Raw genomic sequence first — 12,626 nt, forward strand, 5'->3', positions numbered from 1 at the left:
CCTGAACCATGCGCGTCTACCAATTCCGCCACGTGGGCAATACAAAACTGCTCGCTACCTGCAACGTTCGACAAGCCGGCGCTGGTGCCCACGGAGGGACTCGAACCCCCACACCTCGCGGCACATGGACCTGAACCATGCGCGTCTACCAATTCCGCCACGTGGGCGCTGGACTTGCTTCTTGCTGCATTTGCTCGACGTTGCCGTCGAATTCCGCTACGATATCAGGCTTTGCCGTTTTGCGCTAGACCAACTTTCGTTTGCCTCGCAGCGTGCGCCACCGAATATCGCGGCTTTCTTCGTCTGCGGCTGGGCCGTATCCGAAGAGACCGAAAGTATAGCGGATGAATGAAAAATGTCAAAGGGGCACGCTACGCCACGAAGTTAGGCGAATCACCCGGTACTCCGGTACACTACGCCCGTCACTGTGTCAATCCAACACTCTTGCGCTTAGTTAATTGAGCGCGAACACACCGAACAAGAAAACGATTTGAAGCACCCAACTCATACCATTCCAAGCCGCGAGGAAATCCTCGGCGTATTCCGCCAGGCCAAGGGACCGCTCGACAGCGGCGCCGTGGCCCGAGCCCTGCAAGTCAACCCGGAAGCGGAAGGCGTGCTGGCGCGCCGCTTGAATGCGATGGAGCGGGACGGACAGATCCGCTCCAATCCCGCCGGCCAGTTCGCCCTGACGGACCATTCCAGCTTCATCGCCGGCCGCGTCAGCGCGCACCGCGACGGCTTCGGCTTCGTGATCCCGGACGAGGGCGGCGACGACCTGTTCTTGAACGATAAGGAGATGCAGAAGGTGCTGCACGGCGACCGCGTGATGGCCCGCGTCGTCGGCACTGACCGCCGCGGCCGCGCCGAAGGCACGATCGTCGAAGTGGTCGAGCGCGCCAATACGCACATCATCGGCCGCCTGCTGAACGAGAACGGCGTCTGGGTCGTCGCGCCGGAAGACAAGCGCATCGGCCAGGACATCCTCGTGGCCGGCTCCCCCGGCAAGGCCAAGAGCGGCCAGGTCGTCAGCGTCGAGCTGGTCGAGCAGCCCTCGCGCTTCCGCCAGCCGACCGGCAAGATCGTCGAAGTGCTGGGCGAGCTGGACGACCCGGGCATGGAGATCGAGATCGCCGTGCGCAAGTTCGGCGTGCCGCACATCTTCTCGCAAGCCGCCGTCAAGCAGGCGAACAAGCTGCCGAACGAGGTGCGCGACAGCGACCTGGGCGAGCGCGTCGACCTGCGCGACGTGCCGCTCGTGACGATCGACGGCGAGGACGCGCGCGACTTCGACGACGCCGTCTACTGCGAACCCGTCAAGATCGGCCGCGCCAAGGGCTACCGCCTGCTGGTGGCGATCGCCGACGTCAGCCACTACGTCAAGCCGGGCGACCCGCTCGACGACGACGCGATCGAACGCTCGACCTCGGTGTACTTCCCGCGCCGCGTGATCCCGATGCTGCCGGAGAAGCTGTCCAACGGCCTGTGCTCGCTGAACCCGGCCGTCGACCGCCTCACGCTCGTGTGCGACATGGTGGTGAGCAGCGAAGGCGAAGTGAAGGCCTACCAGTTCTATCCGGCCGTGATGCACTCGGCCGCGCGCCTGACCTATAACGAAGTGGCCGCCATCCTCGGCAACACGAAAGGGCCGGAAGCGGCGCGCCGCCCGGCCATCGTGCCGCACCTGCTCAACCTGAACGAGGCGTTCCGCGCCTTGCTCAAGGCCCGCCAGCAGCGCGGCGCGATCGACTTCGAGACCACCGAGACCTATATCGTCTGCAATGCGATGGGCAAGATCGAGAAGATCATCCCGCGCACCCGCAACGACGCGCACCGCCTCATCGAGGAATGCATGCTGGCCGCGAACGTCTGCGCGGCCGACTTCCTGATCCGCCACAACCAGCCGAGCACCTTCCGCATCCACGCGGTGCCGACCGAGGAAAAACTGAACCAGCTGCGCCAGTTCCTCAAGCTGGCCGGCCTGAACCTGGGCGGCGGCACGACTCCGCAGGCGCGCGACTACGCCGACCTGATGCAGAAGATCAAGGAGCGCCCGGACGCGACGCTGCTGCAGACCATGCTGCTGCGCTCGATGCAGCAGGCCGTCTACAGCCCGGACAACGTGGGCCACTTCGGCCTGGCCTACGAGCACTACGCCCATTTCACCAGCCCGATCCGCCGCTACCCGGACCTGCTGACGCACCGCGCCATCAAGGCCGTCCTGAAGGGCAAGAAGTACGAGCCGACCGACATCGACCTGTCCAAGCTGAACACGACGATCTCGAACGCCGCGCGCAAGCAGGCCGCCAAGGACCGCGCCAACGGCAAGCAGAAGGATCCGAAGGACCTGACGATCTGGGACGCGCTGGGCGTGCACTGCTCGGCCAACGAGCGCCGCGCCGACGAAGCCTCGCGCGACGTCGAGAACTGGCTCAAGTGCTTCTACATGAAGGACCGCCTGGGCGAATCGTTCACCGGCGTGATCTCGGGCGTGACCCCGTTCGGCATCTTCGTCCAGCTCGACGAGCTGTACGTCGAGGGCCTGGTGCACGTCACCGGCCTGGGCCAGGATTACTTCCAGTACGACGAGACCCGCCACGAACTGCGCGGCGAGCGCACGGGCCAGGTGTATGCCCTGACGGGCCGCGTCACCGTGCAGGTGGCGCGCGTCGACCTCGAGTCGCGCAAGATCGACCTCGTGCTGGCGGAAGAGAAGGCGGCCGAACCGGCGCCGCTCGAGCGCGCCCGCCAGGCCGCGCTGGAAGCGCTGGAACCGAAACCGCCGCGCCGCCGCAAGGCCAAGGGTAAGAATGGCAATGGCAACGGCAATGGTGGCGTGCCGGCTAGCGCCCAGGAAGCGCATGTGACCCCGGCCGAGCCGGCAGCCGTGCTGCCGGAACTGCATGCCGGCGACGAGAGCGAGGACGACGTCGTGTTCGTGCCGCCGACCTCGCGCAAGCGCCGCGGCAAGGCCGCCGCCGCGCCGGCGCCGGCAGCGGCTCCCGTTGCCGCCCCTGTAGCAGAGAAACCCGTGGCGAAGAAAGCGGTGGCGAAGAAAGCCGCGGCGAAGAAACCCTCGGCCCCCCAGGCCGCAGACACAACGAGCGCTTCCGCAAAAGCGCCGAAAGCAGCATCCAAAACCAGGAAAAAGAAGTAATCGATGAAAAATAAAATGATTTTCGGCTTCCACGCCGTGACCTCGCGCTTGCGCCACGAGGCCCAGTCCGTGGAAGAGATCTTCGTCGACGCGACGCGCCAGGACCGCCGCATGCAGGACCTGATCGCGAACGCGAAATCGGCCGGCGTGCGTGTGATGCCGGTCGACGCCGAGCGCCTCGACAAGATCGTCGGCACCCGCCGCCACCAGGGCGTGATCGCGTTCGCCAGCCAGCTGACGCTGGCGCGCAACCTGGACGAGCTGCTCGACGCCGTCGACGGCCCGCCGCTGCTGCTGATCCTGGACGGCATCACCGATCCGCACAACCTGGGCGCCTGCCTGCGCGTGGCCGACGGCGTCGGCGCGCATGCCGTGATCGCTCCGAAGGACCGCTCGGTCGGCCTGAACGCGACGGCCGCCAAGGTCGCCAGCGGCGCCGCCGAGACCGTCCCGTACATCACCGTCACGAACCTGGCGCGCACCATGCGCGACCTGAAGGAGCGCGGCATCTGGCTGATCGGCACGTCCGACGACGCCGACAAGGGCCTGTACCAGGGCGACTTCACGGGCCCCACGGCACTCGTGATGGGTTCGGAAGGCGAGGGCATGCGCCGCCTGACCCGCGAGACCTGCGACATGCTGGTCTCCATTCCCATGTTCGGCTCGGTCGAGAGCCTGAACGTCTCGGTCGCGTCGGGCGTCTGCCTGTACGAGGCGCGCCGCCAGCGCCTGGCCAACGACCCGCAATAATCGACGTGCGGCCGCCGCGGCCGCACGTCGTCCCTGCGAAGGCAGGGACCCAATGTACACATGAGCCGCGCCGCGGCCGCACGTCGTCCCTGCGGAGGCAGGGACCCAATTTCGCACGAGTCGCGTCAGCGCACGCAGAAATTGGGCCCCCGTCTTCGCGGGGGCGACGGGCATGTTTTATTTCCCTCATAAGCAAATGCGCCGCGGATCGGCTACCATCTGCCTGTCCCGCTTTCGTTCCTACCCATGTTTTCCAAGCTGCGCGAAGATATCCAGAGCATCATCCAACGCGACCCCGCCGCGCGCAACGGCTGGGAGGTGCTCACCTGCTACCCCGGCCTGCATGCGGTCGTCATGCACCGCTGGGCGCACGCGTGCTGGCGCGCCGGCTTCAAGTGGCCGGGGCGCTTCATTTCCTACCTGGCCCGCATCGTCACGGGCATCGAGATCCATCCGGGCGCGACCATCGGCCGGCGCGTCTTCATCGACCACGGCTTCGGCGTCGTGATCGGCGAGACGGCCGTGGTCGGCGACGACTGCACGATCTACCAGGGCGTCACGCTGGGCGGCACCACGCTGGTGGCCGGCACCAAGCGCCATCCGACGCTCGAGCGCGGGGTGATCGTCGGCGCCGGCGCCCAGGTGCTGGGCGCGTTCACGGTGGGAGAATATGCCAAGATCGGCTCCAACGCCGTCGTCGTCAAGCCGGTGCCGGCGGGCGCCACGGCGGTCGGCAACCCGGCCCATATCGTGCGCAAGGAAGAGCAGTCGCGCAGCGCCCAGATGTTCGCCGCCTACGGCGTCACGCCCAACGGCGACGACCCGCTGTCGAAGGCGCTGCGCAACCTGATCAACCACGTCGCCCAGCAGGACGAGCAGATCGAGCGCCTGTGCGCCACGCTGAAGGGGGCCGGCATTTCCTGCCAGGGCATCGACGAGAATGATAAACTCGACCAGGCCCAGCTCAACCGCCTGGTGGAATGACCCCTTAGAGGACCGCAATGCAAGACAATATCCCGGGCAGCTTCGACCCGGCCTCCGACCTCGACCCCTTCGAAATCCGCGTGCTCGGCGTGCTCGCCGAAAAAGAGGCGCTCACGCCCGACAATTATCCGCTGTCGCTGAACGCGATCATGAACGGCTGCAACCAGCTGTCCAGCCGCGACCCCGTGATGCAGCTGTCCGAAGACGTCGTGCACGACACGCTGCAGCGCCTCATGCAGCGCAAGCTCGTCAACGGCATGTCGCAGGCCGGCGCCCGCGTCGTCAAGTACGAGCACCGCATGCGCATCAAGTGGACGCTCGAGCAGGACAAGGTCGCCGTGCTGACGGTGCTGATGCTGCGCGGCCTGCAGACGGCCGGCGAGATCCGCGCCCGCACCGGTCGCCTGCACGAATTCAAGTCGGTGGCCGACGTCGAGGCCGCGCTGCAGTTCCTGGTCGACAAATACCCGCCGCTCGTGGCGCGCCTGGAACGCGCGCCCGGCACCAAGGAGCCGCGCTACGGCCAGCTGCTGGGCGGCGAGATCGACGTGGCGCGGGCCGACTCCGCCTTCGGCGCGGCCAGCGCGCCGGTAGCGCCTTCCTCCGGCAGCCGCACGGCCCAGCTGGAACAGGAATTGGCCGCGCTGCGCAGCGAAGTCGACGAGCTCAAGGCGCAGTTCGCGGCGTTCCGCCAGCAGTTCGAGTAAACGGTTTATTCCGACGCGGGGGCAGCGGCCACAACCGTCGGAACCTCCGGCGGCGCGTATTCCAGCTCGACGATCGCATCGTTGCTCCAGCTGGTGTCGCCGATCGGCGCGCTGAACGATTTGCCGCGCACTTTCAGTGCCAGGCTGCGTTCCCCGTCGCGCAGCGTGGCCGCGACCAGCGCGGCGTCCGCCTGGTTCGGCCAGCTGCGATCGCCACCTTTCGGCGTAAAGCCCTTGAACCACGAGCACCAGTCCGTGGTGAGCAGGACGCCGTTCACCAGCCCGACCGCCCAGAACGGTGCCTCTTCCTTGGCGATGGCGACCGTCACCTTGCAATCGAGACGGATGTCGCCGAGCCGGCGCTGGTTGTCGGGCAGGCCCGGCGTGCGTACCCAGGGCATGACCCGGGCATCGCGCTTCTTGCGGTTCAGCAGCAGTTCCGCCTTCGCGTCATAGGCGGCCTGGCTGCGCGCCACGGCAAAGCGGCGCTCGCCGTCCAGCGCGAGCGGAATCGAGAAGTCGTCGGCGGCGATGCGGGCCAAAGGCGCTTCTCCGCTCCAGGCCTTGTCGCCGCGCGCATCGACCTTGAACAGCAGCTGCGGCACGTCCGGCGCCAGGGCATGCTGCGCGTCGAACATGTCGAGCCCCGCGGCGATGGCGCGGTAGGTCCAGCGCTCCGGATTCTTGATGGCGTTGATGTGGACGGTGCCCCCTTCCTTGTTTGCTTCTTCCGCGTCCTGGGCAGCCGCGGCGCCGCACCAGCAGGCCAGGCCCAGTACGGCGGCCGCGATCGGGCGATTCATCGCGGTCCCCATCTCAACCCTCGTCGCGCCAGCGGCGCAGGCGGATCGCGCCGAACAGCATGAGGATGCCGGCCGCCGCGCCGATCCAGGCGTCGATGCCGGCCAGCGAGGCGTAGGCGCTGGTCACGATGCTGTTGCCGTCGACGCCGAACTGGGTCGGCTGCAGCGGCTGCGGCATGCCGGGATAGGTGTACCAGATGCCCGGGACGACGCCGCTCAGCAGGCGCGCCACGACGTCCTGCGCGACCGGCATGAGGGACAGTTCCTGGCCCGAGAAGTTGAGCAGGGCGGTGCTGATCCACTTCATGAGGATCAGGCCGACGACGGGAATGCCCACGGCCCACAGGAAGGGCTTGGTGCGCGCCCAGCTCGACACCAGCAGCAGCCAGCCCACGGTCGGCAGCGCCCACACGACGTACACGGGCAGCAGGGCGACGAGGCGCAGGGGGCCCAGGTACAGGTCGGGCGAGGCCAGCACGGGCCCGAACATGTTCATGCCCTGCAGGCCGACCGCGGCGCAGACGATGAACAGCAGCGCCAGCGAGGCCACGGTGGCGATGGCGATGGCGATCAGCGGCGCGACGATCATCGCGGTGGCGGCCTTCGACAGCACCGTCATCGGGTCCGAGACGGGCAGCGACTTCCAGAACAGGATGCTGCGGTCGCGCCGTTCGTCGTACAGCGCGCCCAGGCAGTAGAAGAACACCACGGCCGACAGCACGAGCAGCAGCGGGGTGGCCGTGGCCAGGTAGGAGCTGCTGGCGATGCGCGCGATCATGGTCCTCAGGTCCGCCGAGAGGAGCACGTGCATGCTGTCGCCGCCGAAGGTGCGTCCGTTGACGGTCACGTGCCCCGGCATGCCGTAGTTGGCGACGCCGTAGCCGATGGTCCCGCCCACCAGCACCACCAGCAGCGCGCCGACGATCGCGGGGGCCCAGAACATCGCGCCCTTGTGTTCCCAGAACTCGCGCTGCAGCAGCCATTTCATCGTGGTCGTGTTCATGCGTAGCTTCCTTTCATGGTCGCGACGAACAGGTCGGCGACGCTGGGATTGCGGGTTTCGCCGAGGGCTGCCAGCTGCTGGCGCAGCCCCGCGCCGGCGCCATCGGCACTGCCGGCGTCGAACAGCATGACGGCCTTGCCGAACACGGTGCGGCGGTCGATCGGCTGCAGGGCGTTGGCGGCGCTGATCTTGTCGTGCGAGACCATCACCTCGATGTAGCGCTCGCCGATCTCTTCCATCGACGCGGCCAGCACGATGCGGCCGTCGCGGATGAACATCAGGTCGGTGAGGATGTGCTCCACTTCCTCGACCTGGTGGGTCGTGATGACGATGGTCTTGTGCTCGTCAAAATAGTCTTCCAGCAGGTTCTGGTAGAACTGCTTGCGGTAGATGATGTCCAGGCCCAGCGTCGGTTCGTCCAGCACGAGCAGCTTGGCGTCGATGGCCATCACGAGCGCCAGGTGCAGCTGGACGATCATTCCCTTCGACATTTCCTTGACCTTCATCGACGGCTGCAGCTTCGTGTTGGCGATGTAGCGCTCGGCCTTGGCGCGGTCGAAGCGCGGGTGCACGCCGGCCACGAAGTCGATCGCGTCCTTCACGCGCAGCCAGCGCGGCAGGATGGCGACGTCGGCGATGAAGCAGACGTCCTGCATCAGGTCGTCGCGCTGGGTGCGCGGGTCGAAGCCCAGCACGGACAATTCGCCCTCGAACGGGATCAGGCCCAGCGCCGCCTTCAGCGTGGTGGTCTTGCCCGAGCCGTTGGGGCCGATCAGGCCGACGATGCGGCCGGCGGGGATGGTGAAGTCGATGCCGTCGACGGCGGTGCGCTTGCCGTAGCGCTTGGTGAGACCCTTGGCGGAAAGGACGGTGTTCATGACTGGCTCCCATGCTGGTCGCGCAGCAGCACGTCGACGTTCAGGCCGAGCTGGCGGATGCGCTCCAGCATGGCCGGCCATTCCTCGCGCAGGAAGCGCTCGCGTTCGCTGGCGAGCAGTTTTTCGCTCGCTCCTTCCGTGACGTACATGCCGATCCCCCTTCGTTTTTCCACTAAGTTGTCGTCGACCAGTTCCTGGTAGGCCTTGGAGACCGTGATCGGGTTGAGCTGGTACTCCGCGGCGATCTGGCGCACGGAGGGCAGGGCGTCGCCGGCCTTGAGCGCGCCGTCGAGCATCATGCCGATCACCTTGTCCTTCAGCTGCCGGTAGATGGGTGTATTGTCATTCCAGCCGGTGGTCATCGATGGCCTCCTGTCCTGGTGCTGCCTGTCGTGTCATGCCTGCCTCCACGGTGGTGATGTAATGAGGTGGTGTGGTAGTAAGGTATAACACCACCTCACTGGCGGTCAATACGGGAACGATATGGCTAGCAGAACTGATAGGTAGCACTGGCGATGGCATACGCCGTCGTCCCCGCGCAGGCGGGGACCCAAGTTCGACATGCAGCCGGAACGCCGGAAAGTAAGTGCCGCCGGCGCAGGGACGGCGTCGGATCAGGACGGGATGACGTCCCCGTCGACCCCGTGCCGCGTGATGACGCCGGCGCCGTCGATGGCGATCCAGCCGCCGCGCACGGGCTCCACGTCCAGCTCCCAGTCGGGCAGCACGTAGCGCCGGCGGCCGTTCGCATCGGCATGCAGGGCCGGGCGGTGCGTATGGCCATGGATGATGGTGTCGGCGCCGCTGCCGGCATGCAGGTCGGCGATGGCGGATGGGGTGACGTCCATGATCTCGTAGGACTTGTCGCCCTGGGCGGCGCGGCTGCCTTCGCGCAGGCCGGCGATGATCGCCTTGCGCTGCGCCAGTGGCATCGCGAGGAACTGGCTTTGCCAGGCCGGGTCGCGCACCTGGGCGCGGAAGGCCATGTACTTGCTATCGTCGGTGCACTGGGCGTCGCCGTGCACGAGCACGACGCGCGTGCCGCCGAAGTCCTCCACGTGCGGCTCGTCCAGCAGCGTCAGGCCGGCCGCGTCGGCGAAGCCGGTGTCGACGAGGAAGTCGCGGTTGCCGTCCATCCAGTAGACGCGCGTGCCGGCATCGGCCACGCGCCGGATGGCATCGGCGATGGAGCGGTTGAACGGGTCGGCGAGGTCGTCGTCGCCGGCCCAGTATTCGAAGATGTCGCCGAGCAGGTAGAGCCGCTCGGCGTGGACCGCGCGCTCGGCCAGGAACGCGAGAAAAGCGTCGGCCGTGCGCGGGTGGGCCGCCTGCAGGTGCAGGTCGGAGATGAAGAGCGCAAGCGTGCGCGCGGCCGGAGCCGTCGATACGGTCATCGTGTTTCCAGGATGGCCGCAGGGACGTCGAGCCCCTGCGTCACGCCTGCCATCGTTGATTACTGGACGACTTCGACTTTCTCGATGACGACTGCCTCGGTCGGCACGTCCGAGTGCATGCCCGAGCGGCCGGTCTTGACGGTGTTGATCTGGTCGACGATGTCCTGGCCTTCGACGACCTTGCCGAACACGGCATAGCCCCAGCCGTCCTGGCCCGGGTAGTTCAGGAAGTCGTTGTTCTTGGTGTTGATGAAGAACTGGGCCGAGGCCGAGTGCGGGGCCATGGTGCGGGCCATCGCGATGGTGTACTTGTCGTTCTTCAGGCCGTTCTTGGCTTCGTTCTCGACGGTCTGCTCGGTCGGCTTCTGCGACATGTCCGGCGCGAAGCCGCCACCCTGGATCATGAAGTCCTTGATGACGCGGTGGAAGATGGTGTTCGAGAAGTGACCCTTGTTCACGTAGTCCAGGAAGTTGGCAACGGTCTTCGGCGCTTTGTCGGCGTCCAGTTCGATCTTGATGTTGCCCTTGTTGGTGGTCATCAGCAGCGTGGTCATCTGTATTGTCCTGTTCTGTTGGTTGATGGAAGCCCGCAAAACCGTCGCGAGCATCGCAGGCCGAACCTGCAATGCGCAGCAGGTTTGGCGCGCTTCCAAGGTTGTCGGACCGTTATTTTACCCGCTTGTCGGCTTTCACGACGGTCGCGGACTGGATCACGATCGGCGTCACCGGCACGTTTTCCATGCCGCGCACGTCGTCGACCACGACGCCCTTGATCTTGTCGACCACGTCCTCGCCCTTCACGACCTTGCCGAACACGGTATAGCCGCCGTTCATCTCCGGATAGTCGAGGCCGGGGTTGTCGACCACGTTGATGAAGAACTGCGAGGTGGCCGTGTCCGGGTTCGCCTCGCGCGCCATCGCAACGCTGTACTTCACGTTCGACAGGCCGTTGTTCGCCTCGCTCTTGATCGGCTTCCTGGTGGCGCGGCCGGCCAGCTTGGCATCCATGCCGCCGGCCTGGATCATGAAGCCGTCGATCACGCGGTGGAAGATGGTGCCCTTGTAGAACCCCGATTTCACGTACTGCAGGAAGTTGGACACGGTGACGGGCGCCTTTTCCTGGTTCAGCTCCAGCACGATCTCGCCCATCGACGTCTTCAGCGAGACCTGCGGATCGTCGGCCGCGAAGGCGGCGGCGGACAAGGTCAGGGCGGCGACGGTGGTAGCAAAGACCGCTGCGCAGCGGGTGGCCAGGCGCGTGCCCGGGGATTTCATCGTGAACATTCGTGGGTTCTCCTCTGTGGACAGAGCGCAAAGCGGTGTCAAGGGTTTTGTCGAAAAATAAAGCTGGGGCATATGCGGCCAGCCGGGATTTTATCAATGCTATACTTTGCGACGGACTGCCGATTCTATCAAAAGCGAAAAACCGGCAGGCTCGTACGCGTTGAAGCGCGCCACGGGCCTGGCGGCGGCAATCCCGACGTCCCGTCGCCCGCCCCCGTCTCCGGCAACGCGCTCGCACGTCGTGCTCCAACCCTCTAGCAAACATCCGATGAGCCAACTTAAGATCTACAACACGCTCGCGCGTGACAAGCAGTCATTCGTTCCCCTCCAACCCGGCAAGGTCAATATGTACGTGTGCGGGATGACGGTCTACGATTACTGCCATGTGGGTCACGCCCGGATGATGATGGCCTTCGACGTCATCTACCGTTGGTTCAAGGCGTCGGGCTACGAGGTCAAGTACGTCCGCAACATCACCGACATCGACGACAAGATCATCAAGCGCGCCGTGGACAACGGCGAGACCATGTCGGCGCTGACCACGCGCTTCATCAAGGCCATGGACGAGGACACGTCCGCGCTGGGCATCCTGGCGCCGGACTTCCAGCCGCGCGCCACCGACTACGTGCCGCAGATGCTGTCCATCATCGATCGCCTGGAAACGAAGGAACTCGCGTACCAGGGCGAGGATGGCGACGTCAACTACGCCGTGCGCAACTTCCCCGGCTACGGCAAGCTGTCCGGCAAGTCGCTGGACGACTTGCGCGCGGGCGAGCGCGTCGATGTCAATACGGGCAAGCGCGACCCGCTGGACTTCGTGCTGTGGAAGGCCGCCAAGGAATCCGAACCGGCGGAAGCGAAATGGGACTCGAAGTGGGGCATCGGCCGTCCGGGCTGGCACATCGAGTGCTCGGCCATGTCCTGCGCCATGCTAGGCGAACACTTCGACATCCATGGCGGCGGCGCCGACCTGCAGTTCCCGCACCACGAGAACGAGATCGCCCAATCGGAAGGCGCGTTCGGCGCGCCCATGGCCAACTACTGGATCCACAACGGTTTCGTGCGCGTCGACAACGAAAAGATGTCCAAGTCCCTGGGCAATTTCTTCACGATCCGCGACGTGCTCAAGAAGTACGATGCCGAAGTCATCCGCTTCTTCATCCTGCGCGCCCATTACCGCAGCCCGCTGAACTATTCGGACGTCCATATCGACGATGCGAAGGGCGGCCTGACGCGACTGTACACGGCGCTGAACGGCATCGACCTCGGCAGCGACCCCGTGGCCGTCGACTGGAACGAAGCCCATGCCCGGCGCTTCCGCGACGCGATGGACGACGACTTCAACACGCCGCTGGCCGTGGCGGAGCTGTTCGACCTGGCATCGGAAGTGAACCGCAGCAAGTCGCTGGGCGACGCGCGCCAGCTGAAAGCGCTGGCCGGCGTGCTGGGCCTGCTCGAACGCAGCCCGCAAGCCTTCCTGCAGGCCGGCAATCCGGGTGAGGGCGCCCTCGACGAAGCGGCCATCCTGGACGCCATCGCGCGCCGCGCCGCCGCCAAGAAGGCGCGCAGCTTCGCCGAAGCCGACGCCATCCGCGCCGAGCTGACGGCGGCCGGGGTCGTGCTGGAAGACAAGCCGGACGGCAGCACCAACTGGCGCCGCGCCTGA

Annotated in this window: 12 protein-coding genes and 1 tRNA gene; 5 read left to right on the top strand and 8 right to left on the bottom strand. The window is 66.1% G+C overall.

The features are described from left to right. Positions 1-82: 82 nt before the first annotated feature. Positions 83-167 (bottom strand) — tRNA-Leu (locus tag QPK32_RS17995). Between the two features lie 323 nt (positions 168-490). Between QPK32_RS17995 and rnr the strand changes: the two genes are divergently transcribed. From rnr to QPK32_RS18015, 4 genes are all read left to right on the top strand, one after another. After that, positions 491-3,157: a ribonuclease R gene (gene rnr / locus QPK32_RS18000; RefSeq protein WP_290414171.1), complete on the top strand. Its 2,667-nt coding sequence runs from the start codon at positions 491-493 to the stop codon at positions 3,155-3,157. Positions 3,158-3,160: 3 nt separating this feature from the next. After that, positions 3,161-3,907 carry a 23S rRNA (guanosine(2251)-2'-O)-methyltransferase RlmB gene (gene rlmB, locus QPK32_RS18005; RefSeq protein WP_290414172.1) on the top strand — a complete coding sequence of 249 codons (747 nt, stop codon included), beginning with the start codon at positions 3,161-3,163 and terminating at the stop codon, positions 3,905-3,907. A 246-nt stretch (positions 3,908-4,153) separates the two neighbouring features. Further along, complete coding sequence (gene cysE, locus QPK32_RS18010; protein ID WP_290414173.1) at positions 4,154-4,891, top strand: serine O-acetyltransferase; 738 nt, start codon at positions 4,154-4,156, stop codon at positions 4,889-4,891. 17 nt (positions 4,892-4,908) lie between these two features. Next, positions 4,909-5,598 (top strand): YceH family protein, encoded by a 690-nt coding sequence (locus QPK32_RS18015; protein ID WP_290414174.1) that lies wholly within the window; start codon positions 4,909-4,911, stop codon positions 5,596-5,598. 5 nt (positions 5,599-5,603) lie between these two features. Here QPK32_RS18015 and QPK32_RS18020 read toward each other — a convergent pair whose 3' ends face one another. The 7 genes from QPK32_RS18020 to QPK32_RS18050 form a co-directional block, all read right to left on the bottom strand. Further along, positions 5,604-6,401 carry a hypothetical protein gene (locus QPK32_RS18020; RefSeq protein WP_290414175.1) on the bottom strand — a complete coding sequence of 266 codons (798 nt, stop codon included), beginning with the start codon at positions 6,399-6,401 and terminating at the stop codon, positions 5,604-5,606. Between the two features lie 13 nt (positions 6,402-6,414). Beyond that, entirely contained in the window at positions 6,415-7,404 is a 990-nt protein-coding gene (locus QPK32_RS18025; protein WP_290414176.1) for a hypothetical protein, read from the bottom strand. Then, positions 7,401-8,282 carry an ABC transporter ATP-binding protein gene (locus QPK32_RS18030; protein WP_290414177.1) on the bottom strand — a complete coding sequence of 294 codons (882 nt, stop codon included), beginning with the start codon at positions 8,280-8,282 and terminating at the stop codon, positions 7,401-7,403. The genes QPK32_RS18025 and QPK32_RS18030 overlap by 4 nt, the downstream gene beginning before the upstream one ends. Next, positions 8,279-8,644 carry a GntR family transcriptional regulator gene (locus tag QPK32_RS18035; RefSeq protein ID WP_290414178.1) on the bottom strand — a complete coding sequence of 122 codons (366 nt, stop codon included), beginning with the start codon at positions 8,642-8,644 and terminating at the stop codon, positions 8,279-8,281. Before QPK32_RS18035 ends, QPK32_RS18030 begins: the two co-directional genes overlap by 4 nt. Positions 8,645-8,896: 252 nt before the next feature. Further along, complete coding sequence (locus QPK32_RS18040) at positions 8,897-9,676, bottom strand: UDP-2,3-diacylglucosamine diphosphatase (protein WP_290414179.1); 780 nt, start codon at positions 9,674-9,676, stop codon at positions 8,897-8,899. A gap of 59 nt (positions 9,677-9,735) precedes the next feature. Then, entirely contained in the window at positions 9,736-10,230 is a 495-nt protein-coding gene (locus QPK32_RS18045; protein ID WP_290414180.1) for a peptidylprolyl isomerase, read from the bottom strand. Between the two features lie 112 nt (positions 10,231-10,342). Then, positions 10,343-10,951 (bottom strand): peptidylprolyl isomerase, encoded by a 609-nt coding sequence (locus tag QPK32_RS18050; RefSeq protein WP_290414294.1) that lies wholly within the window; start codon positions 10,949-10,951, stop codon positions 10,343-10,345. Between the two features lie 277 nt (positions 10,952-11,228). On the opposite strand from QPK32_RS18050, the gene cysS reads away from it, so the two are divergent. Next, a complete protein-coding gene (gene cysS, locus QPK32_RS18055) occupies positions 11,229-12,626 on the top strand; it encodes a cysteine--tRNA ligase (protein WP_290414181.1) in 1,398 nt (465 codons plus the stop codon).

Source organism: Massilia sp. YIM B02763 (assembly GCF_030412015.1).
Taxonomy (GTDB): domain Bacteria; phylum Pseudomonadota; class Gammaproteobacteria; order Burkholderiales; family Burkholderiaceae_D; genus Telluria.

What these genes read in the sequence shown, in the direction of transcription:
- rlmB (WP_290414172.1), top strand. Translation starts at nt 3,161, where the DNA reads ATGAAAAATAAAATGATTTTCGGCTTCCACGCCGTGACCTCGCGCTTG.
- cysE (WP_290414173.1), top strand. Translation starts at nt 4,154, where the DNA reads ATGTTTTCCAAGCTGCGCGAAGATATCCAGAGCATCATCCAACGCGAC.
- QPK32_RS18015 (WP_290414174.1), top strand. Translation starts at nt 4,909, where the DNA reads ATGCAAGACAATATCCCGGGCAGCTTCGACCCGGCCTCCGACCTCGAC.
- QPK32_RS18020 (WP_290414175.1), bottom strand. Translation starts at nt 6,401, where the DNA reads ATGAATCGCCCGATCGCGGCCGCCGTACTGGGCCTGGCCTGCTGGTGC.
- QPK32_RS18025 (WP_290414176.1), bottom strand. Translation starts at nt 7,404, where the DNA reads ATGAACACGACCACGATGAAATGGCTGCTGCAGCGCGAGTTCTGGGAA.
- QPK32_RS18030 (WP_290414177.1), bottom strand. Translation starts at nt 8,282, where the DNA reads ATGAACACCGTCCTTTCCGCCAAGGGTCTCACCAAGCGCTACGGCAAG.
- QPK32_RS18035 (WP_290414178.1), bottom strand. Translation starts at nt 8,644, where the DNA reads ATGACCACCGGCTGGAATGACAATACACCCATCTACCGGCAGCTGAAG.
- QPK32_RS18040 (WP_290414179.1), bottom strand. Translation starts at nt 9,676, where the DNA reads ATGACCGTATCGACGGCTCCGGCCGCGCGCACGCTTGCGCTCTTCATC.
- QPK32_RS18045 (WP_290414180.1), bottom strand. Translation starts at nt 10,230, where the DNA reads ATGACCACGCTGCTGATGACCACCAACAAGGGCAACATCAAGATCGAA.
- QPK32_RS18050 (WP_290414294.1), bottom strand. Translation starts at nt 10,951, where the DNA reads ATGAAATCCCCGGGCACGCGCCTGGCCACCCGCTGCGCAGCGGTCTTT.
- cysS (WP_290414181.1), top strand. Translation starts at nt 11,229, where the DNA reads ATGAGCCAACTTAAGATCTACAACACGCTCGCGCGTGACAAGCAGTCA.